Source organism: Stenotrophomonas sp. NPDC077461, from assembly GCF_049545475.1.
GTDB classification, from domain to species: domain Bacteria; phylum Pseudomonadota; class Gammaproteobacteria; order Xanthomonadales; family Xanthomonadaceae; genus Stenotrophomonas; species Stenotrophomonas nematodicola.
Window position 1 is genome coordinate 223707 of the sequence record NZ_JBMWDO010000004.1, and the last position, 22614, is coordinate 246320.

A 22614-nucleotide genomic window follows, 5' to 3' on the forward strand; every position below is an offset into this window, starting at 1 on the left:
CCGCGACCCCCGGGCCGGGCAGTCGGTGCAGGGGAACCACAACGCGTGCAAAGAGGGAGGGAGGCCGACGGGCGCAAGCCGGTCCGCCGCTTCGATGCTGAAGATGATCTGCCTGACCGCGGCCCTTGGGGCGGCGATGATGTCGACCGCTGCGGCGGCCGACCTGACGTTTGATGGCCGCACGGCGCGCGCGGATGTGGCTGCCGACGGCGGATTCCGCCTGTCCAGCGGGCAGAGCGTGGTGGCCATTGGTGCCCAGCCGATGCGCAGCCAGACCGGCAGCGTGATGTTCGATGCGCTGTTCGCGCTGGCGCAGCAGGAGCTTGCGGCCGACCGCGTCGAGGCGATCCGCGACCCCGCCTTCAACCAGGGCAACCCGGTGCCCTGCGCCTGCTTCCAGACCGGCGAGCGCTGGCCCTACGTATGGACGCGTGATGTGAGCTTCGCCGCCGACCTGGCGCTGTCGCGGCTGGATCCGGTGCGCACCCGGCAGTCCCTGCAGTTCAAACTCTCCGCCGCCCGCGACGGGCATACCCCGGGTCTGTTCGTGGCCCAGGACACCGGCTCCGGCGGCAGTTGGCCGATCAGCAGCGACCGGGTGGTCTGGTTCCTGGCCGCGCGCGGGCTGCTCGACAGTACCCCGTTCGCCAGCCAGACCTGGGAGGCACTGCAGGCCACGCTGGCGCAGGACCGCGCGATGGTGTTCGATGCGCGCGTGGGGCTGTACCGCGGTGAGACCTCATTCCTGGACTGGCGCGAACAGACCTACCCGGACTGGACCCGCGAGGACGTCCGTTTCATCGGGGATTCCTTCGCGCTGTCCACCAACGTGCTGCACTATCAGGCGTTGCGCCTGGCCGAGAAAATGGCGCGCGAGGTGGGCGACGAACGCGCCGTGACGTACGCCGCCTGGGCCGACGCGCTGGCCCGGCAGATCGACGCGCGCTTCTGGCGCGAGGACGCCGGGATGTACATGAGCTACATCGGCGAGGCCGCGCACCCGGTGCCCTACGCCAAGTACGACCTGCTGGGGATGTCGCTGGGCGTACTGGCCGATGTGTTCCCGGCCGACCGTGCACGCCGGGCGCTGGCCAACTACCCGGTGGTGGAGGGCGGCAGCCCGGTGGTCTGGCCGCAGGAAGCGCAGCAGCCGATCTATCACAACCGCGCTGTGTGGCCGTTCGTGAGCGCCTATTCGCTGCGCGCCGCACGCCGCGTCGACGATGCCGCGCGCATCCGGCTGGAGATCGAGTCGCTGATGCGTGGCAGCGCGCTGGCCGGATCGAACATGGAAAACTACGAGATGCGCCGCCTGGCCGTGCATGTGGACGAAGGCGCGCTGAGCGGCCCGGTGGTCAACTCGCCGCGCCAGCTGTGGTCGGTGGCCGGCTACCTCTCGATGGTGCTGGAAGGCGTGTTCGGCGTGGAGGCCGACGGCACGGTGGCCCCCAAGCTGCCCGTCGCCCTGGTGCCCCAACTGTTCGGCGCGCGTAGCAGCATCGAACTCGACGACGGCACCACCCGCTATGTTCTCAAGCGTCCGCGCACACTGGACGGCGCGCTGCTGGTGGCGAAGAAAATCGTGCGCAAGGGCAACACCGTGACCGTACAGCTCGAACCGCTCGCCGACCCGCCGGCGGCAGCATCGGCAGGAGACACGCCGCGCGCGTCCGCGTTCCGCCCCGACCAGGCAGACCCCAGCGCCTTCGCCCCCGCCACGCCGGCCGCCCCCCGGCCGCAGAAGCGGGGCAAGACCTGGACGGTCGTGGTTCCTGCGCATCACCAGCTATGGCAGGACGGCATGCCGGTGGGCGGCACCACGCATACCCTCACCGACAACGGCCATCAGCACTGCCTCAGCCTCACCCGGCGCGAAGGTGCCCTGGAATCGCTGCACAGCCCGACCACCTGCGTGGGTCCGCAGCAGCGTCTGGCCGGTGCGGCCGCATGGACCTGGACCGCCCCCGCGCCGACGCGCGTGCGGGTACGGCTGCGCTACGACAACCCCAACGGCCCGATCAACACCGGCGTCACCGCGGCAGTGAAGCAGCTCGAGGTGCAGTGCGCGGGCCAGCCGGCGCAGCGCGCCACGCTGGCGATGCCGCACAGCGTTGGCGCGCAGGAGTCCACCGCCGCCGAGTTCGACCTCCCCAGGGGGCGATGCCGGTTCAGCCTGGCGCAGGGCTTCAACATGAGCGCGCTGGAGCACTTCGCCCAGTACAACGGCGGCAAGGGCGGGCGCGATGGCATGCTCAACGCGGCCACCGTCAGCGCACTGCTGATCGCGCCGATTGCGGGCGACGCGGAGGTCGTGCGATGAGCCGCACCGCCAAGCCAACGCTGTCGTTCTGGCAGATCTGGAACATGTGCTTCGGCTTCCTCGGCATCCAGTTCGGTTTCGCGCTGCAGAACGCCAACGCCAGCCGCATCTTTGAAACGCTGGGCGCACCGATGGATGCCGTGCCCGGGCTGTGGATCGCCGCGCCGCTGACCGGCCTGCTGGTGCAGCCGATCATCGGCTACCTGTCCGACCGCACCTGGACGCGCTGGGGCCGCCGCCGCCCGTACTTCATGATCGGCGCGGTGTTCACCACGCTGGCGCTGCTGGTGATGCCGAACTCGCCCACCTTGTGGATCGCGGCCGGTACGCTGTGGGTGCTGGATGCCTCCATCAACATCTCGATGGAGCCGTTCCGCGCCTTCGTCGGTGACAAGCTCTCGCCGCGACAGCGCCCCACCGGCTATGCGATGCAGAGCTTCTTCATCGGCGTCGGTGCCATCATCGCCAGCTTCATGCCGTTCATCCTGGCCCACTTCGGCGTGGCCAACACCGCCGCTGCCGGCGAGGTGCCGCCGACCGTGCGCTACGCGTTCTACTTCGGCGCCGCGGTGCTGCTGGCGTCCATCGCGTGGACGGTGTTCAGCACCCGCGAGTATTCGCCGCAGGAACTGGCCGGCTTCGACGACGCCGAACCGCCTGCCGCGCAGCAGAGCGCGCCGTTGACCGGTCCGCCGGCGTGGAGCCGGATCGGCGCGTGGATCGCACTCGGCGTCGCGCTGGCGATGGCCATCGCGTGGCGTGACGGCGACAAGATGCTCTACGTGCTGGCCGGGTTGTGCGCGGCCTACGGCCTGCTGCTGGGCGTGGCGCGGGTGGTTCCCGGACGGCACATGCTGGCGGTCATCGTCGACGACCTGCGCGCCATGCCGCGCACCATGCGGCGGCTGGCGTGGGTGCAGTTCTTCTCCTGGTTCGCGCTGTTCGCGATGTGGATCTACACCACCGCCGCCGTGGCCGGTACCCACTTCGGCTCCAGCGATCCGGCCACGGCCGCCTACAACGAAGGCGCCAACTGGGTGGGCGTGCTGTTCGGCGCCTACAACGGCTTTGCGGCACTGGCCGCCCTGTTGATTCCGGTGATGGTCCGCTGGATGGGCCTGCGCTGGAGCCACCTGGTCAACCTGTGGCTGGGCGGGCTGGGGCTCATCTCGCTGATGCTGATCGATGATCCGCGCTGGCTGCTGCTGTCGATGGTCGGCGTCGGCTTTGCCTGGGCGTCGATCCTGTCATTGCCCTATGCATTGCTGTCCGACAGCGTACCGGCCGCCAAGATGGGCATCTACATGGGCCTGTTCAATTTCTTCATCGTCATTCCCCAGCTGGTCGCGGCTGCCGCGCTCGGCTTCACCCTGCGCGTGTGGCTCGGCGGCGAGCCGATGCACGTGCTGGTGCTGGGCGGGGTGAGTCTGTTCATTGCCGGGCTGTGCGTACTGCGGGTGCCGGCCCACCAGGAGGTTGTCTGATGCGTGCGTATTCCCCCTTGTCGCTGGGCCTGACGCTGGCGCTGCTGAGCAACGCCGCGTGGGCGGGCAGCCGCCCGGAGTACGTGGGCACGCTGGAGCCCTTCGCCAGCGACGCGGTGTATTTCGTGGTCACCGACCGGTTTGTCAACGGCGACCCGTCCAATGACCACCGCGACCAGGGGGGCAAGCACCGCACCTTCGACATTCCCGTGCCGTGCGCGGACAAGGTGGACGGCAACATCGGCTACCTGGGCGGTGATTTCAAGGGCGTGCTCGACAACGCGGCGTACATCCGCAACCTCGGCTTCGGCGCGGTGTGGATCACCCCCATCGTCGACAACCCGGACGAGGCCTTCACCGGCAGCAAGCCGATCAGCTGCACCAGCACGCTCACCGACCGCGGCAAGACCGGCTACCACGGGTACTGGGGTGTCAACTTCTACAGAGTCGATGAGCACCTGCCCAGCAAGGACCTGGACTTCGCCGGGCTCACCCGCGGCCTGCACGACACCGACCTGAAGGTCGTGCTGGACATCGTCGCCAACCACGGCTCCCCGGCCTGGACGATGCCGGTGAAGCAGCCGCAGTTCGGCCAGATCTTCGACAAGGACGGCACCCTCATCGCCGACCACCAGAACCTGCCGCCGCCGCAGCTCGATCCGGCGCACGTTCCGCTGCACAGGTTCTACAACACCGTTGGCCCCGTCGACGGCAAGGACGGCTCGATCTTCGACGGCAACCTGGCCGAGCTGGGCGACTTCAACCAGCACAATCCGGCCGTGATGGACTATCTGGTGGGTGCCTACCTGCAGTGGGCCGCGCAGGGCGTGGACGCGCTGCGCATCGACACCATCGGCTGGCTGCCGCACCCCTGGTGGCATGCGTTCGTCAACCGCATCCGCGCTGAGCACCCGGGCATGTTCATGTTCGGCGAGGCCTTCGACTACGACGCCGGCAGGATTGCCGAGCACACCTGGCCTGCCAACGCCAATGTCAGCGTGCTGGACTTCCCGCTGCGCGGGGCGATGTCGTCGGTATTCGGCAAGGAGCAGAAGGGCTTCCAGGCGCTGGCCGAACCGCTGCACCTGCTCGGCGGCCCGTACGCGAACCCGTACGCGCTGATGAGCTTCTACGACAACCACGACATGGCGCGGCTGGATGCCACCGACAACGGCTTCATCGACGCGCACAACTGGCTGTTCACCGCGCGCGGCATCCCGGTGCTGTACTACGGCTCGGAAACCGGCTTCATGCGCAGCCGCGCCGAACACGCCGGCAACCGTGCGTACTTCGGCCAGGCACGGGTGGACGCCGCGCCGCAGAGTCCGATTTTCGGGCCGCTGCAGCGTATCGCCCGCCTGCGCCAGACAACCCCGGCGCTGCAGCGTGGCCTGCAGGTCAACGAACGTCTGCAGGGCGACGAAGCCGTGTTCTACCGTGTGCTGCAGCACGGCGATGTTGCCCAGACGGCGCTGGTACTGCTCAACAAGGGCGATGCCGCGTGCCGCATCGAGGTGCGCCGCTACCTGCAGCCCGGCACGTGGCGCGATGCGCTGGGGCAGGGCACCATCGAGGTGGGGGCGACGTTGAAGGCCGAGGTTCCCGCGCATGGTGTACGGGTGTTCGTGCTCGATGCGCCGGTTGCCCAGAAGGCGCTGGAGGTCGAGCTGCAGCGGGCGGTCGATGACCAGCAGGCCAGAACCCGCCGGCTGGCCCGTTAAGCCGCGCGGCGCCCGCAGGTACAATGGGTGCCCCCGCACCGCCCGCCCCGCCATGACCGATCTTCCCCCGCAGACCCCGATCGAAACCCTGCTCAGATCCGCAATGGACGGTCAGCTCCCGATCGGTCTGTTCATGAAGGCCTTCGTGGCCGCCGAGGTGGTGCTGCAGACCGGCAGCCTGGTTACCCCGGACGGCAGCGGCTTCGATCCCCTGCTGTTCGACAAGCAGGGCGTCCTGCACGTGGCGGTGTTCACCGATCTGTCGCGCGTGGGGGTCCACAACCAGCAGGCGCCGCACACGATCCGCATGCTGATGATCGAGGTCCTGCGCCGCGTGCCCGGTGGCTACGGCGTGGTCGTCAACCCGGGCACCGCGCTGGGCTTCGAACTGTCGCCGCAGGGCATCGGCGAAATCCTGAAGGATTTCGGCTGACGCACAGGGAACGCCGACCGTGGGTCGGCCGTCCCCGTTCCGTTCGTGCTGTACGTGGTTGCCGGGCAGAGCCCGGCACTACGGGTGTTGCCGGTGTGCGTGGTTGCCGGGCAGAGCCCGGCGCTACGGGGTGACGTTGCGACGGTTGTCGGTCGAAGCCGGCTTCGTCGGGTTTCTGGTCCACGGTGACGGTCAGGGTCGGCGTAGCGTCGGTGATGTGGTGCCGCTGCAGGTACAGTACCTTCTGGTCGCGTTCCTTGCCCGACGGGGCGCTGGCGAACACACCGACCTCGATCCAGTCGTCCATGTTCCCGGCCGTCTCCTTGCCCCTGCCGTCGGCGTACCGCTTCTCGGCGTGCAGCGCCAGGGTGACGTCGTAGCGTCCATCCGGACGCTTGCGCGCGGTGGCCGACAGCAACCGGTTGTCGTAGAAGCTGATCTTCTCGAACAGGTCGGTGACCAGCTGCTGGCGATCGGCCGGGGTTTCGGCACGGATGTAGCCCAGCAGCTCGCGCGAGGTGGTGTACGGCGGCTGCTGGAAGCCCTTGTCCTGCAGGAAACGCTTGAGCGCACGGTTCAAGGCCTCCTCGCCGATCTCCTCGCGCAGGCGGTAGAACACCAGCGAGCCCTTCTGGTAGTGGATGTACTGCTGGTTTTCCACCCGCTCCAGCGGCAGCTCCTCGATGCGTTCACCGCCGCGGCCGGACAGGTAGCGGTCCAGCTCGGTCTTCAGGAACTGGCGCATGTGCTGGCGACCGTACTCCTTCTCCATCACCATCAATGCCGAGTACTGCGACAGCGACTCGGACAGCACCGTGGCACCCTGCACGTTGGCGCCGATCACCTGGTGCGCCCACCATTGATGTGCGATCTCATGGGCGGTCACGTAGAACACGTAGTCCACATCGTCCGGGTCGCGCAGGTCGGCAATGAAGCCGATCGACTCGGAATAGGGGATGGTGTTGGCAAAGGACTGCGCAAAACTCTGGTAACCGGGGAACTCGATGATGCGTACCTGGCGGTGCTGGTACGGAGTGAAGTTGGCCTCGTAGTAGGCCATCGACTTCTGTACCGCCTCGATCATGCGGTCCACGTTGTAGGCATGGCGCGGGTCGTAATAGACCTCGATCGGAATGTCCCTGTAGCGGCCCCGCTTGACCTCCCAGCGTGCCGACAGGTACGCGTAGAAGTTGAGCATCGGCCGGTCCATTGCGTAGCGGAAGCAACGCCGCCCATCCACCGTGGTCTCCTCCTGCAGATAGCCGGGCGCCAGTGCGATCTGGTCCGGCGCGGTGCAGATGGTCGTGCGGAACTGCAGCCAGTCGGCGTCGTCGGTGATGTACGTGTTCGCGCGCGCGGCCTCGTCTTCCAGCTTGGGCATGCGGGTCGGTTCGCCCAGCCCGCGCTTGCGGCGTTCGTTGCGGTCGGTGAGCTGCACGCGCTCGTTGTAGCCGAACTGAGGCAGCATCTCGCTGTTGAAGAAGCTGCCGTTGTCCACCACGTTGGTCGGTGCCTGCCCGGCGGTGATGCCCTTGGGGCGCTGCTCCACGCGGAACCGGAAGCGTCGTTCCTCGCCTGGCTGCAGGGGCGTGCTCAGCCGGTAGATGCGGTAGCCCAGATCCACATCGTGGAAGCCCAGGGTCTGCCCGCCCAGGTCCACCGCGACCAGCTGGCGGTCATCGCTCATGCCCACGTGCACATCGGTGATCGGTGTGGCGTGGGTGTTGCGCACCGTCCAGTCCGCGTCGATGGTGAGGGTCTGGGTTTCCGGATGCAGGTCGACCCGGTTGTCCACCGCGACGATGCGGGGCTGCGGCAGGTTGCGGTATTTGGACAGTTCGCGTTCGTAGCGTACCTGCAGGTCGCGTTCCTGGTCGGGCGACATGAACGGGTTGCGGATGTTGGTGCTCCAATACAGCCACCCACCGACCGCCACGAAGGCGAGCAGGGCCGTTGCCATCCCCGCACCGGCGGGGCCGCGCAGACGGCGGCCGGCCAGTGCCAGCCGCTGGCGCAGGCCCATGCCGACGCCACGCACCCAGAAGGCCGAGGCCAGGCACAGCAGCGCCGCCAGCAGCAGCGCCCAATAGCCCTGGAAGGCCAGTTGCCCGGGCAGGAAGTGGCCGAAGCCGTTCATGTCCGAATAGGGCGCGTTCGGCCAGGCGCCGAAGTTGTACAGGTTCTGGGTGTAGTCCAGCAGGCCCAGCGCGATCTGGCCGATCATCACCACGATCAGCAGCGCATAGCCGATGAACTTGTTGTTGGTCAGTACCTGCAGCACCAGCGCCATGCCGCCCATCAGCACGTAGAACACCGCGTCCAGCGCCAGGGTCTGCAGGTACAGCAGCGGTTCCAGCCGCGTATAGCCCTGCGCCAGCTGGATCAGCATCGAGACCACCGCGCCGATGGCCTGGAAGCAGGCGATCACAGCCACCAGCACGGTGAACTTGGCCAGCAGCGGTACCCAGTTGGGCACCGGCATGGCGTCGTTGACCTCGTTGAGGCGCGCGCCGCGCTCCTTCCACACCAGTTCCCCGGCGTAGAACAGCACGATGATCACCAGCAGCCAGCTGTAGGCGCCCTGCAGTGACCCGAGCATCTCGGCGGTGACCGGGTAGATCGGCGTGCCATACAGCGACTGCTGGGACATCGCGTTGGGGATGAAGTTGGCCATGCCCAGCACCAGCAGCACCAGGAACGGCACGCTGCGCAGCACCCCGGCGGTATCGAAACGGACCTGGCGCAGGAACTGGCGCCAGCCGGTGGCCGCGCCGAAGGTCGGGTGGATGCGCGGCACCACCACATCGGCCGGGCGCACGCCCGACGCAACCGGCGGCGCCACCTTGCGGCCCCAGCGACGGCGGCCGCTGCCGCTGCGCTCGGTGCGGAACAGGGCGAAGGTCGCGGCGAACATCGCCAGTGCGGCCGCCAGCCATACGGCGCGGTTGGCCAGCAGATAGCCCGCCAGTTCAGGCAGCTGGGTGTTGCGTTGTTCCGCGGCCCAGTAGCGGATCGTCCGCGACAGCGCACGCATGCCCAGCGGCTCGGACAGGGTGGCGACCCAGGTGTTGTCGATGTCGCGCAGCAGCGAGGCGCTCACTCCATACAGCACGAAGTAGCCGATCAGGCCGATGTAGACCCACAGGATCGAGCGGGTCAGTGCAGCCAGCAGCGACAGCAGCGCCGTGGTGAAGATCAGGTTGGGAATGACGACGACGGCGAAGGTCCACGCATACGCGCGCAGCGAGACTGCGCCCATCCGCTCCGGGTCCACCCAGGGCATGAAGGGGGCCAGGAACATGCCCAGCGCGATGACCAGGTAGAACAGCAGTCCGGCGAACAGCGCCGCCAGGATGCGGCCGGTGAGGTAGTCGCGGCGCTTGATCGGGCTGGCGAAGATCAGTTCGGCGGTGCCCAGGTCGAAATCGCGCAGCAGCGCGTTGCTCACGAACAGGGTGGACACCAGCATTCCCAGCATGGTGAACCCGCCCATGAAGGTGGCGATCACCGTCGGGGCGTTGCTGTGGACATTGCCGATGCCCCCGCCGATCTGCACCGCATCGGAGGACGCCGCGGCAAAGGCCAGCGCCGCGAACAGCGCCGAGAGCAGCCACAGCAGGGGGGAACGGAGCTGCTCGCGCAGCTCGAAGCGGAAGAAGGCTGTGATCATGGGCGCGCTCCGGTCAGGCGGCCCGCGACTGCAGGCGCAGTCGCTGGAAATACACATCCTCGAGATCGGGCGCGACCGCCTGGAATCCATCGCCCGGATCGCTGGCACTGTGCACATGGATCACCGGCCGGCCCCCGACCAGGCGCGTGGACAGCACCACATGGTTGGCCTCGTAACCGGCCAGCGCGGACGGATCGACCTGCTTGCGCCACACCTGGTGCTGCAGGGCATCGATCGCATCGCTGGGTTTGCCGGTCAGCAGCACCTGGCCCTTGTTCATGATCGCCATCGTCGGGCACAGGTCGGTCACGTCCTCCACGATGTGGGTGGACAGGATCACCGCTACGTTCTCGCCGATGGCCGCCAGCAGGTTGAGGAAGCGGTTGCGCTCTTCCGGGTCCAGGCCGGCGGTAGGCTCATCGACGATCACCAGGCGCGGGTCGCCGAGCAGCGCTTGGGCGATACCGAAGCGCTGGCGCATGCCGCCGGAGTAGGTGCCCAGCTTGCGCTTGCGTGCGTCCCACAGGTTCACCTGCTGCAGCAGGCCGTCCACCACCTCGCGGCGCTGGCCCTTGTGGGTGATGCCCTTGAGCACGGCGAAGTGCTCCAGCAGATCCAGCGCGCTGACCTTGGGGTATACGCCGAAATCCTGCGGCAGATAGCCCAGCCGGCGGCGCACGGCATCCTTGTCGCGCAGCACGTCGATGGGGGCCTCGCCGGGGATTTCCAGCGTTACGCTGCCGCTGTCGGCTTCCTGCAGGGTGGACAGGGTCCGCATCAGCGAGGACTTGCCGGCGCCGTTGGGGCCGAGCAGCCCGAACATGCCACGGGGAATATCCAGGGTGACCGCGTCGAGCGCGTGCACGCCATTGGCGTAGGTCTTGGACAGCGAGCGGATCTGCAGCATGGGGGCGGACACCTTTCCCTGTGTTGAAGATCGACTTATCCGGGGAAACGGGCGGCGCTGCATCCGCCGTAAGTCATGGCCGCCGCCGGGCCCGCCTCAGCCGCGCCGCGAGGACTCCCGCAGCACCTGCTTCACCGCGATGGTCTGGCCGTCCACCGCCTCGCCGTTGATCAGCGCCAGCAGCTTCTCCACCAGCAGCTGGCCGGCCTGCTTGGTGTCCTGCTGCACGGTGGTGAGCGTGGGCGAGACCGATGCGGCCAGCGGAATATCGTCGAACCCGGCCAGCGCCACGTCCTGCGGCACGCGCAGGCCGTGCTCGCGCAGGGCGCGCATCGCTCCGATGGCGATCAGGTCGCTGGCGGCGAAGATCCCGTCCAGCGCCTCGCCGCGCGCCAGCAGTGCCTGGCACGCATCGAAGCCGTCCTGCTCGGTGGTGATCGCGTCATGCTGCAGCGCCGGCTCGGCAGCCACCCCGCGCGCGGCCATCGCCGCCACGTGGCCGCGATAACGTTCCTCGAACTCCGGGTAGTGGCTGGAGGCATGGCCGATGAAGGCGATGCGCCGGCAGCCCTGGTCGAGCAGGTGGGCGGTGATGTCGAAGCCGCCCTGGAAGTTGTCGCTGCCGATCGACAGCCCGGGCTGGTCGGGCAGGGCGGCACCCCAGCGCACGAAGTGGGTGCCTTGCTCGACCAGCCGCTGCAGGCGCTCGCGCGACTCGTGGTAGTCGCCGTAGCCGAGCAGGATGATGCCGTCGGCCTTGTTGCTGTCTTCGTAATCGGCCTGCCAGTCGGTGGACAGCTGCTGGAACGACACCAGCAGGTCGTAGCCACGCAGCGCGCAGGCGCGGGTGATCGAGCCGAGCATGGCGTGGAAGAACGGGTTGATCAGCGAGTCGTCGTTGGTGGGGTCCTCGAAGAACAGCAGCGCCAGCGTGCCGGCATTGCGCAGGCGCAGGCTGGAGGCGTTCTTGTCGACCTTGTAGTTCAGCTCCCGGGCGATGCGCAGGATACGCTCGCGGGTTTCCGGGTTGACCATCGGGCTGCCGCGCAGGGCGCGCGACACGGTCGGCTGCGACACCCCGGCCAGGTGGGCGATGTCCAGGGAAGTGGCTTTGCCTCGGATGGTCATTGCGGGGTACGGCGGGAACGACGACCTGCATGATGCCATGTGCGACCGGTCCTGGCCTGCCCCGGCCGCCCGCCAGCCCTGGCCGGACAGGCCGGCAGGGCAGGGGCCGGCGGCGCCAGCCTGAACCGCCGTGGCCCTTGCCGCACAGGCCATTGGGAGGTTTCTGGCCGCTTCCCACCGGAATTCCCACAGGGTCGGGCGTGGTGGCAATGGTAAGATGGGGCATTCTGTCACCCCCCAAATTTCCCTTGGGCGGCCCCGCGCATCCGCACCCCGTCCGGGCTGTGGTATGACTGCGGTCTGCCCTCGGACAACGGAAGAGCAACCCTATGGCGCGCGGCATCAACAAAGTCATCCTGGTCGGCAACCTCGGCAACGACCCGGACGTGAAGTACACCCAAGGCGGCATGGCGATCACCCGCATCAGCCTGGCGACCACCAGCGTCCGCAAGGACAAGGACGGCAACCAGCAGGAGCGTACCGAATGGCACCGCGTGGTGTTCTTCGGCAAGCTCGGCGAAATCGCCGGTGAATACCTGCGCAAGGGCAGCTCGGTCTACGTCGAAGGCAGCCTGCGTTACGACAAGTACACCGGCCAGGACGGCGTGGAGAAGTACTCCACCGACATCATCGCCGATGAAATGCAGATGCTGGGCGGCCGTGGTGAAGGCGGCGGTGGCGGTGGCGGCGGTGGCAACTACGCCGGCGGCGAGCGTCCGCAGCGCCAGCAGGCCCCGCGCCAGGAGTACGGCGGTGGTGGTGGTGGCGGCGGTCAGCGCGGCGGTGGCGGTGGTTACGGCCAGCAGCAGCGTCCGCAGCAGCAGCCGCAGCAGTCGGCACCGCCGATGGACGACTTCGCGGATGACGATATTCCGTTCTGAGTCTTCATTGACTTGGCGCATGAATCAAACCCCGGTGGCCTGGTGCCATCCGGGGTTTTTTCATGTTGACGTGGATGAGGCCAGCGTCCGGAACTTGCCTCCGCGCGCGCGGCGTTCGTGTTCGATGCGTTTCGCGATACCAGAAAGTCGGTTCCAGAAAGCCAGGACGCTGGGAAGCAGGACTGCTGTGCAGTCCAGCACGCCGTGACCGCGCTCACCCCAGGTCCTAGTCCTCGAACGCCTTCACCGGCACCACCGCATGGATATCGGTTCCCACGGCGGCAAGCAGCTCCTGGCGGTGCACCGGGTCCCACAGATCGAACACCTGAACCTCCCAGTTGACCCCCGGCAAGGTGGGCGCGTGCGTGACGATCATGCCGTCTTCGGCGTACATCGCATGGTCGTCGGTCACCACCGCGCGGGCGCGCAGCGTACCCAGCACTTCGAACACGGTGTCGTTGCAGGAACCGTAGACGAAGCCCTCGGCCACGCAGTCGCCGCCAACGATGAACCAGGCTTCCGAGCCCACGTGTCGGCAGTGCAGGTCACCGAGCACCGCTACATTGCCGGTGTCGCGCAGGACGCCGTTGACGGTGAGGTTGCCGGTGACCAGCAGCAGCGAGGGCGGCTGCAGGTCGCCGTCGACGATCAGGTTGCCGTGGTGGACGATGGCGTCGGTGCCGCCCTGGTGCAGGGTGCCGATGGCTGCCGCCTGCAGGCGCAGGTGGCGGGGCGGCAGATGCGCGCGCAGGATGTGGCCGAACGCATACAGCGTGCTGGTGAAACTGTCCTGCAGGAACGCGATGAGCGCGTCGATGTCGGCTGCATCACGTCCGGCCTTGGCCAGACTGCCCAGCTGCGGGTCCGGGCAGCAGGGAAACTCCGGGACGCCGGTGGCGTCCCATCCCGCGGTGGGTATCGCGCGGAGGTCGATCTGCATGGAGGGTCCTGGGGGGGCGGCAGTGCGTTGCTGCGCGGGGTGTCGATGATAGCGTGGCGCCCTTGCGGTTCCGCTGTACGGGGTTACATCGGTGATCCCACCGGCACGTCGCGGCGTGCATCCTGCGCGGCCTTGACCGTGCGCCACCACGGGCTGAACGACTGCGGCGCATCCAGATCCATGCGTTCGCCCATGCCCGGGGTGGCCAGCGGAATCGCCCGCTCGGCGGCCAGCGTGCTGACCCGCTCGAACGGCTCGTCCCATTGGTGCAGCGCCAGGTCGAAGGTGCCGTTGTGGATCGGCAGCAGCCAACGCCCGCGCAGGTCCTGGTGGGCCTGCACGGTCTGCTCGGGCTGCATGTGCACGAACGGCCACTTGGCATCGTAGGCACCGGTTTCGATGAAGGTGACATCGAAGGGACCGTAGCGTTCGCCGATGCGCTTGAAGCCGTCGAAATAGCCGGTGTCACCACTGAAGAACACGCGCAGGTCTGCGTCCAGAATCACCCAGGACGCCCACAGCGTTCGGTTGGCATCGCGGAGGCCGCGCCCGGAGAAGTGCTGCGCCGGGGTGGCGACAAAACGCACGCCGTCGATATCGATCTGCTCCCACCAGTCGAGCTGGTGCACGCGCTCGCGCGGAACGCCCCAGGCGATCAGGCGGTCGCCGACGCCAAGCGGGGTCAGGAACACGTCCGCGCGGGTGGCCAGATGCTTGATCGTGGCGCGGTCGAGGTGGTCGTAGTGATCGTGCGAGAGCACCACGCCGCGGATCGGTGGCAGGTCCTTCAACGCGATCGGCGGCGCATGGAAGCGCTTGGGTCCCATCCACTGCACCGGCGAGGCGCGCCTTGAGAACACCGGGTCGGTCAGCCACCAGCCACCGCGCAGCTTGATCAGCAGCGTCGAATGACCAAGCCGGTACAGGCTGTGGTCGGGGGCCGTGGCCAGTTCCCGCGCGCTTACCGCACGCACCGGAGGCGCCTGCGGCGGCGTGGTGCCGGCCGGGCGGTCGAACAGGAATTCCCACAGCAGCTTGAGCGTGCCGCCCAGGGTTTCCTTTGGCTTCGGGGCGGGATTGGTGAACTGGCCGGCGGTCATCTGCGGCGAGCGGTCATGGGCGGCGATAGGCACGTGCAGGGTCCAGATGAGGAGGGAAGTGGTGGCAAGCACAACGGCGAGGACGGGCAGGAATCGCATGCGGGTCTCGATATATGAGTGTGTAGGCACTCATTTAAATGGTGAAAAAACAGGTCAGCGCTGGATGCCTTTCCAGAACAGGTCAAACGCGGCCTGCTGCAGGGCCTGGCGCTGGTCGGGCTGGGCGGCCATCGCTTCCAGCGTGGTTTCCAGCAGGCTGACCAGCACCCGGCCGAGGTAGAACGGCAGCCGGTCGGCGTCGATGTGCGGGGCCAGGTTGGTTTCCAGCGACTGCAGCATGCCGCCGAACAGGCCTTCGCAGTGGGCCCGCGTCGGCGCGCTGATGCGCTCGGAGACCTTGAGCTGGCGCAGCGCCATGCGGTCCACCGGGTGCGCCGCGCCCCACGCAACCAGCGCGTTCCAGACATGCTGCAACTGGTCGTGGGCGTCGGCATCGGCAGGGAAGTCGTCACCGATGGCGGCTGCCAGGCGCATCTCCAGGCGCACGAACAGCGCGTTGAGCAGCGCATCCTTGGTCTCGAAATAGGTGAACACCGTGCCTTCGGCGACCTTGGCCGCGCGCGCGATCTGCGCGGTCGACGCGCCCACGCCCTGCGCCGCCACCAGCGCACCGGCGGCAGCCAGGATGGCGTCTCGTTTCGCTTCGCTGAGGGGACGGGCCATGAGGATCATTAAGTGAGTGAGTGCTCATTTAACGGTGTTTCGCCGCCCCGAGCAAGCACACGTTACGCCGCGCTGCGGAGCGGTTCATACTGAGCGGTGACCCGTACGGAACGCTGTTGGATGGACGCCGCTTCGATCATCACCCTGCTGACGCCGCGCCTGCGCCTGCGTGCCCAGACCCTGGACGACTTCCCGGCCTACGCGGCGTTTCTCGCCTCGGCGCGGTCGGGCGGGGTGGGCGGGCCCTATGACCAACGCGGCGCGTGGGGCCTGTTCTGCCACGACCTGGCGAACTGGCACTTTTTCGGCCACGGCGCGTTGATGATCGAGCACCGCGACACCGGCGCCTGCATCGGCCAGGTCGGCATCAACCACGGTCCGCTGTTCCCGGAGAAGGAGCTGGGCTGGCTGCTGTATGCCGGGCAGGAGGGCCAGGGCTATGCCACCGAAGCCGCCACCGCGCTGCGTGATTGGGCGTACACGACGTTGGCGCTGGACACGCTGGTCAGCTACATGAGTCCCGGCAATGTGGCTTCCGCGCGGGTCGCGCAGCGCATGGGCGCTGTGCGCGATGATGCGGCGCCGCGTGCGGACCCCACGGACCTGGTCTACCGACACCGGCGCTGAGTGCGTGCATTGTCATGCGCCGCGCACGGGTCTATAAGGCGGAGGGACCCCGCCGCAGAGACCTGCCATGTCGACCAGACCGCCTGCGCGCCCCGCATCTGAAGCACCCCGCCTGCTGTCCGGCGGCAATCCGCAGATCGCCAAAGGCGACGGCGATGCGCCCGTGCAGGCGTACATCGCGGCCATGCCTGGTTGGAAACGCGCCGTTGGCGCGCGGCTGGATGCGCTGATCGTGGCCGCCGTTCCCGGCGTGCACAAGGCAGTGAAGTGGAATTCGCCGCTGTATGGCCAGCCGGGCGACGGCTGGTTCCTCAGCCTGCATTGCTTCACCGGCTACATCAAGGTGGCCTTCTTCCGCGGCCTGTCGCTGCAGCCGGTGCCCCCGGTGGCGTCGCGCAGCCAGGACACGCGCTACCTGCACATCGAGGAACATGTACCGCTGGATGAAGCGCAGTTCACGCGCTGGGTGGAACAGGCCAGCAGCCTGCCCGGCGAACGCATGTAACGCCATCGTTGTTCCCTTGCCCCGTTGACCGCTTGCCAGGAGCCGACCATGACCCCGCGTACCGCCCCCGCCCTGCCTGCCACCGACCCCGGCCCCTCCGCTGCCCGGCAGATCGACGCGAAGATCGCCGCCCTCGACGACTGGCGCGGCGAGGTGCTGGCCCGCATCCGCACGATCATCCACGCGGCCGATCCGCAGGTCGTGGAAACCGTGAAGTGGCGGGGCGTGCCGGTGTGGGAGCACGACGGCATCCTGTGCACCGGCGAAACCTACACGTCGGCGGTGAAGATGACCTTCGCCAAGGGCGCGTCGTTGCCGGATCCGGCCGGCCTGTTCAATGCCAGCCTGGACGGCAACACGCGCCGCGCCATCGATGTGCATGAGGGCGACACGCTCAACGCCACGGCGTTGAAAGCACTGATCCGCGCGGCGGTGGCGTTGAACGCGTCGAAGATGCGCGCGCCGGCGAAGAAGGCGGCTGCGCGGCCGGCGCGGAAGGTCGCCAGGAAGGTCTGACACCCGGCGAGGGCAGGGCAGCGCGCAACGCACTGGAGCCGGTCGGGCGGATCAGCCACCATGTCCGACTGCATGCGCGTCGCCGACGGCGGCCGTGCGCCTGTCCCCACGGTTTTCCAGGAATTGCCTGTGCTGAGTTTGGTTGCGTTGGTGCTGTCGTTGTATGTCGTCTGGCGGTTGGTATGGCCCTTGCGTGTGCCACGCGGGGCGCGCGGTGTGCTGGCGCTGCTGGTGGTGGCGATGGGGCTGCACCATCGCATCGTGGCAACCTTCGCCGGGACTATGGCATCCCCGGAGATTCCAGGCCCACTCATCGTCGTGCTGGCCACCGGCTTCATCGCAGTGCTGCTGTCCGCGCTCGCACTGCTTGCGCTCGATGGCCTGCTGCTTGGTGCCCGGCTCCTGCGGCGTCCGCAGGCGGTGGCCGCGCTGCGCCGTCCCTGGCTGCGTCCGGCCGCCGCCGCTGTGGCACTGCTGGTGTCGGCCTACGGCATCCAGCAGGGCATCGCCGTACCGAAGACGCGCCAGATCGAGGTCGCCATTGTCGGTCTCCCGGCACAGTTCGACGGCTACCGCGTGCTGCAGTTGACCGATCTCCACGCCAGCCGCCTGCTCACCGGGGACTGGGTGGCCGAGGTGGTGGCGCGCAGCAACGCGGTGGCGCCGGACCTGGTGGTGATCACCGGCGATCTGGTCGATGGCACCGTCGCGGCGCGCGCCGATGACATCCGTCCGCTCGGCCAGCTGCACGCACGCGATGGCGTGATCGCCATTACCGGCAATCATGAGTACTACGCCGACTACGCAGGCTGGATGCACACCTTCCGCGGCATGGGCATGCAGGTACTGGAGAACAGCCATGCGCAGATCCGGCGCAACGGGGCGACTTTGACCGTGGCGGGCGTGACCGACCCGGTCGCCACGCGCTACGACCTGCCGATGCCTGACCTCGACGCGGCGCTGGCGGGCGCCGATCCGGCGGCGCCAGTGATCCTGCTCGATCATCGCCCGCGCCAAGCGCATGCCCATGCCGCCCGCGGTGTGGCGCTGCAGTTGTCCGGGCATACGCACGGCGGCCATATCGTGGGCATGGACCAGCTGGTCAAGCGCGCCAACGGTGGCTTCGTGTCGGGCCGCTACGCGGTCGACGGCATGACGCTGTATGTCAGCAACGGTGCGGGCTTGTGGCCGGGCTTCGCGGCCCGCATCGGCGTGCCGTCGGAGATCACCCTGATCACGCTGCGCAGCGCCCGGCAGCCGTAGATCAGCGCGGTCGGCACGCGCGCTATAGTCCACCCCGGCGGCGAGGTGCCGCGTGGCGGAGATCCACTGCATGCTGAGTCAGGTGGCCATCGGGCTGGTGGTATTCAATCTGGTCGTGTCGCTGTACGCGTGGCGCCGGCTGAAAGGGTCTGCACGCCGGCGCGTGGGCATGCTGGCCATTGTCTGGCTGCTGCCGGTGTTCGGTGCGCTGCTCGGCGTGCTGATCACCTTCATGGACCGCACGCCGGGCCAGCCCTCGCGCAGCAGTGGCAGCACCACGCAGGACCCGGCGGATGGTGCCTATCCGTATTCCTACACCAGCAGCGATGCGGCTGGCACGGGCTGGAGTGGCGGCTGTGACAGTGGCGACAGCGGTGGCGGCAGCGATGGTGGGGGTGGCTGTGACGGTGGCGGTGGGGGCGACTGAGCCGCTAGACCGACGGTTGCACTGCGGTGTCCCGCGCGGTCCCGCTCGACGCTGGTGCCAGCGCATGTTCGACCGCCCTTCGCAGCAGGGTGGGGCCGATGTAGTGGCGGTGCACATGATCGATCAGCAGCATGTAGATCCGGCCGAACCGGTTGAGGGTACGCACCCGTGTGCCGAGCGACACCCGCGCGCTGCCGTCCTCCAGGTACTGCACGCTCACGCAGGAGCGGAACTGCAGATGGCGGTCGTCGGCACCGAGCATGACCTCGGCCCGGCGATCGTCGGCTGCCAGCGCCTGGGCCAGCACGGGGAAGCGGCCAGCGAACAGTTCGCGTCGATCCTCCGACAGCAGTGAGGACACCGGGCAGCCGAGCGGTGAGGTACGCAACCGCAACGGTGCCACCAGCACATTGCGCAGGGCCATCAGGCGACGCACCGACGCCGGCGGATTGCGCACGAACCCGTCGAGCACCGCCTCCAGCAGGCGGCGTGCAGAGGGCGTGCCGGACGCGCGCGGTGGCAGGGTGAGGAAGGCATGATCCTGATGGTGGCAGCCGTCGGGAAACGCGTGCCGTAGCAGGGAGTCGGCCGGCGGCGCCGGATGGCGCGTCACCGGCATCGGTGCTGCCGGGCGGCGCACGTGCCCGCGCGACGGGGCCTGCAGCGACAGGGTCACGCGCGGCACACTGTCCATGTCGAGTTCGTCCAGCAGGCGCTGCACGACCGGCGGCAGGGTATCGGTCAGCGTGGGAAGGTCGGCGCTGCCATCGGCCACGCGCGCGCGCTGCGCGTCGGACAGCGCGCCGGCGCGGTCGTCAGGATGGCAGGACAGGGCGAACAATGCCGGGTGCGGCGGTCGCCGGCTGACGAACTGGTGCCAGGTGCCGCCGCCGAAGCGCACGGTGAACAGGCAGTCCGGCGGAATGTCCACGCAGCGCAATGCCTGCACGAACGCCGCAGGCGCGTGGTCCAACTGTGCGTCCGTGACGGTCGAGAAGCGCAGCTGTGCGCCGCCGCTGCCGGCAATGGCGGTGAACATGCGTGGCCCGGCGTGGCGGTGGAACGGGTGCCCCTGCGGGCCAACCGCGAAGGAGTACAACGACGATGCATCGCCGTGCGCCAGATGCATGTCGCCGAGGCGGGCGGAGGGCTCATCCAGGGCGTCGACGAACTGCGGATGGGCGGCCTGTCGCGCGCCGGCATCGTTCACGGCCTGGTCGCCGGCACCGATGCCGAGCCGGGTGATCACGGTGACTTCGACGGGGCTGCCGTCGCCGACGGAGGGCAGGTGGATGCTGGGAAACGAACGACTGGGAAGGGTCACGTCCAGCATGCCGGGCTCCTTATCCGGTGGGGGTCCTGCGCCGCGCGCGGGCGCGGCTTTCGCGCTGCAGCGGCCCGCCGACCGGGCACACTTCGGCGGCCCAGGCGAACAGGGTGTTGGCCAGCCGGTCAGGCACCTGGCGGAAGTACACGAACTGGCCCCGCTTCTCGCGCTCGATCAGGCCGGCGTCTTCGAGGATGCGCAGATGGCTGGACAGGGCCGGCTTGCTGAAATCGAAGCGTTCGCCCAGTTCGCCGGCACTCAGCTCGCCGCCATTGAGGTAGGCGAGGATCTGGCGGCGGGCAGTGGAGGCGAGGGCGTCGAAGATGCGGTCCATGACGATCAGTTAACTAATTCGTTAACTAATGGTGTTCCGCCCGCGCGCCGATGTCAAGCGCCCGTCGGCACCACTCGGTCACCTGCAGCCGTTGCCCTGCGACGCACTTCACGCGCCATTGGCACGTGGCGTGTGGACGCCAACCGGGTGGTCCACCAGGCCCGGTGATGTGAAGGGCAAGGCAGCGTCCGTGCACGGCGGGGTCACCGGCCGGCACGGACGCTGTCCGTCCCTTCCCGAGTGGAACCGCCATGACCACCCTGACCCTGCACGACCTGGCCAAGAAGATGGCCGGCATCGACTTCACCCTGCTGCAGACCCATACCGACAGCGGCGACATCGCCGGCCGTCCGATGAGCAACAACGGCGACGTCGACTACGACGGCGACAGCTGGTTCTTCTCGCTGGAAGACACTGATGCGGTGCGTCAGATCCAGCGCAACCCCAAGGTGGCGCTGAGCTTCACCGGGAAGAAGTCACTGCTCGGCAAGCCGCCGCTGTTCGTTGCGGTGCAGGGCCGGGCGGCGCTGGTGCGCGACAAGGCGACGATGCAGCAGCATTGGGTGAAGGATCTGGAGCGCTGGTTCGACCAGGGCGTGGATACGCCCGGCCTGCTGCTCATCCATGTCGCCGCCACGCGCATCCATTATTGGGACGGTGAAGACGAGGGCGAGATCCTGCGCTGAGGACCGGCCGCGATGTCCCGCCAACCGCCGGCGCCGCCGGTCCAGGTCGGATGCGCCGGCTGGTCCATCCCGACCCGTGACGCCGCGCTGTTCGGGGCGGGCGACAGCCTGCTTGCGCGATACGCCACGCGATTCAGCGTGGTCGAGATCAACTCCTCGTTCTACCGGGCCCATCAGCGTCGTACGTACGAGCGTTGGGCAGCCACGGTGCCGGCGCACTTCCGCTTCTCGGTGAAGATGCCCCGCGCGGTGTCGCATGAGGCGGGCCTGGTCGGCGCAGGCCCGTTGCTGGATCGCTTCCTGGGTGAAGTGGCCGGTCTGGGGCCGCATCTGGGCGCGTTGCTGCTGCAGTTGCCGCCGTCACTGACCTTCGATGCGCGCCGCGTATCGGCCTTCCTGCGTGCGCTGCGCCGGCGTACGCGTGCGCCGGTGGTCTGCGAGCCGCGTCATGCCAGCTGGTTCGATCCGCGGGCCGATGCGTTGCTGCAGCGACATGGGGTGGCACGCGCGGCGGTTGATCCGGTCGTGCATCCGCAGTCGGCCGTTCCCGGTGGCGCGCCCACGCCAGCCTACTGGCGCTGGCACGGTTCACCCCGCATGTACTACAGCGACTACCCCGACGCCGCACTCGCGGCGCTGGCCGCCGCGGTGCAACGCCATCTGCCTGCGCATGCACCGGCGTGGGTCATCTTCGACAACACCGCGCAGGGCTTCGCCGTGCCCAATGCGGCACGGCTGCAGGTGCTGCTGGCCGGCATGGGCAGCGCGGGGTGAAGGGTACGCGGCGCGGCTGCTGTACGATGCGCGGGTCCCACGCCGTTACGCGCGTCCTGCGCGGTCCGTTCCCGACCGCCCGCTTCGCTCCACTTCCTGACTGCCGCTTTCCGCGTGGAGGCCGCCGTCGCCGTACCCCTACGGAGCGCACATGCCGGGCTATACCACCCGCATTCTCACCATTCCGGTTGCAGGCCACGACTTCCGCATCCGCGCACTCAGCGATCTGCAGCAGTTTGCCGACCCCACCGGCCGCGCCCAGCGCGCCGGCATCCACTCCTCGCTGTGGAGCCTGTTCGGCCAGATATGGCCAGCCGGGCGGGTGCTGGCCGAGACCATGAGCCGCGTCGATATCGCCGGCAAGCGCATCCTCGAGCTGGGGTGCGGTCTGGGCCTGTCCAGTCTGGTGCTGGCGCATCGCGGGGCCGATGTGGTGGCCAGTGACCACCATCCGTTGGCCGAGTCGTTCCTGGCCTACAACGCCGGCCTCAACGATCTTCCGGCGATCCACTACCGCGACCTGCCCTGGGAACTGCCGGATACGACACTGGGCCGGTTCGACCTGATCATCGGCAGCGATGTGCTGTACGAACGCGGGCACGGCGTGCAGATCGCCGCGATGATGGAGCGCCATGCGCGACCGGATGCCGAGCTCCTGCTCACCGACCCCGGGCGCGGCAATGTCGGAGGCTTCTCGCGCGCGATGGCGTTGCAGGGGTATGCGGTCAGCGAGGAGTACGGCCTGTTCGAGGACGAGGGCAATGCCCCGGGGCGTGGCCGTCTGCTGCGCTACACCCGCCAGGCTGGCAGTGTGACCGCCGTGGTCTGAGCCGGGATGACATGGCGTG

At 68.3% G+C, this 22614-nt stretch carries 20 protein-coding genes and 1 pseudogene; 13 read left to right on the plus strand and 8 right to left on the minus strand.

The window, feature by feature from the left end; translation table 11 throughout:
- Positions 1-94 precede the first annotated feature (94 nt).
- The 4 genes from ACPEH8_RS09755 to ACPEH8_RS09770 are packed head-to-tail and all read left to right on the plus strand — an operon-like array spanning position 95 to position 5958.
- On the plus strand, positions 95-2320 hold the full coding sequence (locus ACPEH8_RS09755) for a Six-hairpin glycosidase-like protein (RefSeq protein ID WP_423666598.1): 2226 nt from the start codon (positions 95-97) through the stop codon (positions 2318-2320).
- The gene (locus tag ACPEH8_RS09760) at positions 2317-3804 is read left to right on the plus strand and encodes an MFS transporter (protein ID WP_423666599.1); all 1488 of its coding nucleotides are present in this window, start codon (positions 2317-2319) and stop codon (positions 3802-3804) included. The genes ACPEH8_RS09755 and ACPEH8_RS09760 overlap by 4 nt, the downstream gene beginning before the upstream one ends.
- The gene (locus tag ACPEH8_RS09765) at positions 3804-5525 is read left to right on the plus strand and encodes an alpha-amylase family glycosyl hydrolase (protein WP_423666601.1); all 1722 of its coding nucleotides are present in this window, start codon (positions 3804-3806) and stop codon (positions 5523-5525) included. Before ACPEH8_RS09760 ends, ACPEH8_RS09765 begins: the two co-directional genes overlap by 1 nt.
- Positions 5526-5577: 52 nt before the next feature.
- The gene (locus tag ACPEH8_RS09770; protein ID WP_017357541.1) at positions 5578-5958 is read left to right on the plus strand and encodes an SseB family protein; all 381 of its coding nucleotides are present in this window, start codon (positions 5578-5580) and stop codon (positions 5956-5958) included.
- Between the two features lie 151 nt (positions 5959-6109).
- Here ACPEH8_RS09770 and ACPEH8_RS09775 read toward each other — a convergent pair.
- The 3 genes and pseudogenes from ACPEH8_RS09775 to ACPEH8_RS09785 form a co-directional block, all read right to left on the minus strand.
- Positions 6110-9628 (minus strand): annotated as a pseudogene (locus tag ACPEH8_RS09775) (ABC transporter permease/M1 family aminopeptidase); the annotation flags it as partial.
- A 13-nt stretch (positions 9629-9641) separates the two neighbouring features.
- Positions 9642-10535, minus strand: coding sequence for an ABC transporter ATP-binding protein (locus tag ACPEH8_RS09780; protein WP_136006117.1), 894 nt, complete (start codon positions 10533-10535; stop codon positions 9642-9644).
- Between the two features lie 96 nt (positions 10536-10631).
- The gene (locus ACPEH8_RS09785) at positions 10632-11663 is read right to left on the minus strand and encodes a LacI family DNA-binding transcriptional regulator (protein ID WP_136006119.1); all 1032 of its coding nucleotides are present in this window, start codon (positions 11661-11663) and stop codon (positions 10632-10634) included.
- 329 nt (positions 11664-11992) lie between these two features.
- On the opposite strand from ACPEH8_RS09785, the gene ACPEH8_RS09790 reads away from it, so the two are divergent.
- The gene (locus ACPEH8_RS09790; RefSeq protein ID WP_136006121.1) at positions 11993-12544 is read left to right on the plus strand and encodes a single-stranded DNA-binding protein; all 552 of its coding nucleotides are present in this window, start codon (positions 11993-11995) and stop codon (positions 12542-12544) included.
- 226 nt (positions 12545-12770) lie between these two features.
- On the opposite strand, the gene ACPEH8_RS09795 is transcribed toward ACPEH8_RS09790, so the two are convergent.
- From ACPEH8_RS09795 to ACPEH8_RS09805, 3 genes are all read right to left on the minus strand, one after another.
- Entirely contained in the window at positions 12771-13484 is a 714-nt protein-coding gene (locus ACPEH8_RS09795; RefSeq protein WP_423666603.1) for a hypothetical protein, read from the minus strand.
- An 83-nt stretch (positions 13485-13567) separates the two neighbouring features.
- A complete protein-coding gene (locus tag ACPEH8_RS09800) occupies positions 13568-14683 on the minus strand; it encodes an MBL fold metallo-hydrolase (RefSeq protein WP_017355755.1) in 1116 nt (371 codons plus the stop codon).
- A gap of 54 nt (positions 14684-14737) precedes the next feature.
- Positions 14738-15307 carry a TetR/AcrR family transcriptional regulator gene (locus ACPEH8_RS09805; protein WP_423666605.1) on the minus strand — a complete coding sequence of 190 codons (570 nt, stop codon included), beginning with the start codon at positions 15305-15307 and terminating at the stop codon, positions 14738-14740.
- Between the two features lie 120 nt (positions 15308-15427).
- Between ACPEH8_RS09805 and ACPEH8_RS09810 the strand changes: the two genes are divergently transcribed.
- From ACPEH8_RS09810 to ACPEH8_RS09830, 5 genes are all read left to right on the plus strand, one after another.
- Positions 15428-15934 carry a GNAT family N-acetyltransferase gene (locus tag ACPEH8_RS09810; protein WP_017355757.1) on the plus strand — a complete coding sequence of 169 codons (507 nt, stop codon included), beginning with the start codon at positions 15428-15430 and terminating at the stop codon, positions 15932-15934.
- Positions 15935-16001: 67 nt separating this feature from the next.
- Positions 16002-16439 carry a DUF1801 domain-containing protein gene (locus tag ACPEH8_RS09815; protein ID WP_017355758.1) on the plus strand — a complete coding sequence of 146 codons (438 nt, stop codon included), beginning with the start codon at positions 16002-16004 and terminating at the stop codon, positions 16437-16439.
- Between the two features lie 48 nt (positions 16440-16487).
- Entirely contained in the window at positions 16488-16955 is a 468-nt protein-coding gene (locus ACPEH8_RS09820) for a DUF1801 domain-containing protein (RefSeq protein ID WP_017355759.1), read from the plus strand.
- Positions 16956-17027: 72 nt separating this feature from the next.
- Positions 17028-18218, plus strand: coding sequence for a metallophosphoesterase (locus ACPEH8_RS09825; RefSeq protein WP_208020034.1), 1191 nt, complete (start codon positions 17028-17030; stop codon positions 18216-18218).
- Positions 18219-18288: 70 nt separating this feature from the next.
- On the plus strand, positions 18289-18645 hold the full coding sequence (locus ACPEH8_RS09830) for a hypothetical protein (protein WP_017355761.1): 357 nt from the start codon (positions 18289-18291) through the stop codon (positions 18643-18645).
- Between the two features lie 4 nt (positions 18646-18649).
- On the opposite strand, the gene ACPEH8_RS09835 is transcribed toward ACPEH8_RS09830, so the two are convergent.
- Both ACPEH8_RS09835 and ACPEH8_RS09840 read right to left on the minus strand, forming a co-directional pair.
- Positions 18650-19978 (minus strand): DUF2867 domain-containing protein, encoded by a 1329-nt coding sequence (locus tag ACPEH8_RS09835; RefSeq protein ID WP_423666607.1) that lies wholly within the window; start codon positions 19976-19978, stop codon positions 18650-18652.
- A 10-nt stretch (positions 19979-19988) separates the two neighbouring features.
- Positions 19989-20306: an ArsR/SmtB family transcription factor gene (locus ACPEH8_RS09840; protein ID WP_082316379.1), complete on the minus strand. Its 318-nt coding sequence runs from the start codon at positions 20304-20306 to the stop codon at positions 19989-19991.
- Between the two features lie 251 nt (positions 20307-20557).
- Between ACPEH8_RS09840 and ACPEH8_RS09845 the strand changes: the two genes are divergently transcribed.
- The 3 genes from ACPEH8_RS09845 to ACPEH8_RS09855 all read left to right on the plus strand — a co-directional run bounded on the left by ACPEH8_RS09845 (position 20558) and on the right by ACPEH8_RS09855 (position 22595).
- Positions 20558-20992, plus strand: a complete 435-nt coding sequence (locus ACPEH8_RS09845) for a pyridoxamine 5'-phosphate oxidase family protein (RefSeq protein WP_136006136.1) — start codon at positions 20558-20560, stop codon at positions 20990-20992.
- A 12-nt stretch (positions 20993-21004) separates the two neighbouring features.
- Positions 21005-21766 (plus strand): DUF72 domain-containing protein, encoded by a 762-nt coding sequence (locus ACPEH8_RS09850; RefSeq protein ID WP_166472724.1) that lies wholly within the window; start codon positions 21005-21007, stop codon positions 21764-21766.
- Positions 21767-21917: 151 nt separating this feature from the next.
- Positions 21918-22595, plus strand: a complete 678-nt coding sequence (locus ACPEH8_RS09855) for a class I SAM-dependent methyltransferase (RefSeq protein WP_166472725.1) — start codon at positions 21918-21920, stop codon at positions 22593-22595.
- Positions 22596-22614 lie beyond the last annotated feature (19 nt).

What these genes read in the sequence shown, in the direction of transcription:
- ACPEH8_RS09815 (WP_017355758.1), top strand. Translation starts at nt 16,002, where the DNA reads ATGTCGACCAGACCGCCTGCGCGCCCCGCATCTGAAGCACCCCGCCTG.
- ACPEH8_RS09800 (WP_017355755.1), bottom strand. Translation starts at nt 14,683, where the DNA reads ATGCGATTCCTGCCCGTCCTCGCCGTTGTGCTTGCCACCACTTCCCTC.
- ACPEH8_RS09795 (WP_423666603.1), bottom strand. Translation starts at nt 13,484, where the DNA reads ATGCAGATCGACCTCCGCGCGATACCCACCGCGGGATGGGACGCCACC.
- ACPEH8_RS09835 (WP_423666607.1), bottom strand. Translation starts at nt 19,978, where the DNA reads ATGCTGGACGTGACCCTTCCCAGTCGTTCGTTTCCCAGCATCCACCTG.
- ACPEH8_RS09810 (WP_017355757.1), top strand. Translation starts at nt 15,428, where the DNA reads ATGGACGCCGCTTCGATCATCACCCTGCTGACGCCGCGCCTGCGCCTG.
- ACPEH8_RS09820 (WP_017355759.1), top strand. Translation starts at nt 16,488, where the DNA reads ATGACCCCGCGTACCGCCCCCGCCCTGCCTGCCACCGACCCCGGCCCC.
- ACPEH8_RS09855 (WP_166472725.1), top strand. Translation starts at nt 21,918, where the DNA reads ATGCCGGGCTATACCACCCGCATTCTCACCATTCCGGTTGCAGGCCAC.
- ACPEH8_RS09760 (WP_423666599.1), top strand. Translation starts at nt 2,317, where the DNA reads ATGAGCCGCACCGCCAAGCCAACGCTGTCGTTCTGGCAGATCTGGAAC.
- ACPEH8_RS09825 (WP_208020034.1), top strand. Translation starts at nt 17,028, where the DNA reads ATGCGCGTCGCCGACGGCGGCCGTGCGCCTGTCCCCACGGTTTTCCAG.
- ACPEH8_RS09830 (WP_017355761.1), top strand. Translation starts at nt 18,289, where the DNA reads ATGCTGAGTCAGGTGGCCATCGGGCTGGTGGTATTCAATCTGGTCGTG.
- ACPEH8_RS09785 (WP_136006119.1), bottom strand. Translation starts at nt 11,663, where the DNA reads ATGACCATCCGAGGCAAAGCCACTTCCCTGGACATCGCCCACCTGGCC.
- ACPEH8_RS09805 (WP_423666605.1), bottom strand. Translation starts at nt 15,307, where the DNA reads ATGGCCCGTCCCCTCAGCGAAGCGAAACGAGACGCCATCCTGGCTGCC.
- ACPEH8_RS09780 (WP_136006117.1), bottom strand. Translation starts at nt 10,535, where the DNA reads ATGCTGCAGATCCGCTCGCTGTCCAAGACCTACGCCAATGGCGTGCAC.
- ACPEH8_RS09840 (WP_082316379.1), bottom strand. Translation starts at nt 20,306, where the DNA reads ATGGACCGCATCTTCGACGCCCTCGCCTCCACTGCCCGCCGCCAGATC.
- ACPEH8_RS09850 (WP_166472724.1), top strand. Translation starts at nt 21,005, where the DNA reads ATGTCCCGCCAACCGCCGGCGCCGCCGGTCCAGGTCGGATGCGCCGGC.
- ACPEH8_RS09765 (WP_423666601.1), top strand. Translation starts at nt 3,804, where the DNA reads ATGCGTGCGTATTCCCCCTTGTCGCTGGGCCTGACGCTGGCGCTGCTG.
- ACPEH8_RS09755 (WP_423666598.1), top strand. Translation starts at nt 95, where the DNA reads ATGCTGAAGATGATCTGCCTGACCGCGGCCCTTGGGGCGGCGATGATG.
- ACPEH8_RS09845 (WP_136006136.1), top strand. Translation starts at nt 20,558, where the DNA reads ATGACCACCCTGACCCTGCACGACCTGGCCAAGAAGATGGCCGGCATC.
- ACPEH8_RS09770 (WP_017357541.1), top strand. Translation starts at nt 5,578, where the DNA reads ATGACCGATCTTCCCCCGCAGACCCCGATCGAAACCCTGCTCAGATCC.
- ACPEH8_RS09790 (WP_136006121.1), top strand. Translation starts at nt 11,993, where the DNA reads ATGGCGCGCGGCATCAACAAAGTCATCCTGGTCGGCAACCTCGGCAAC.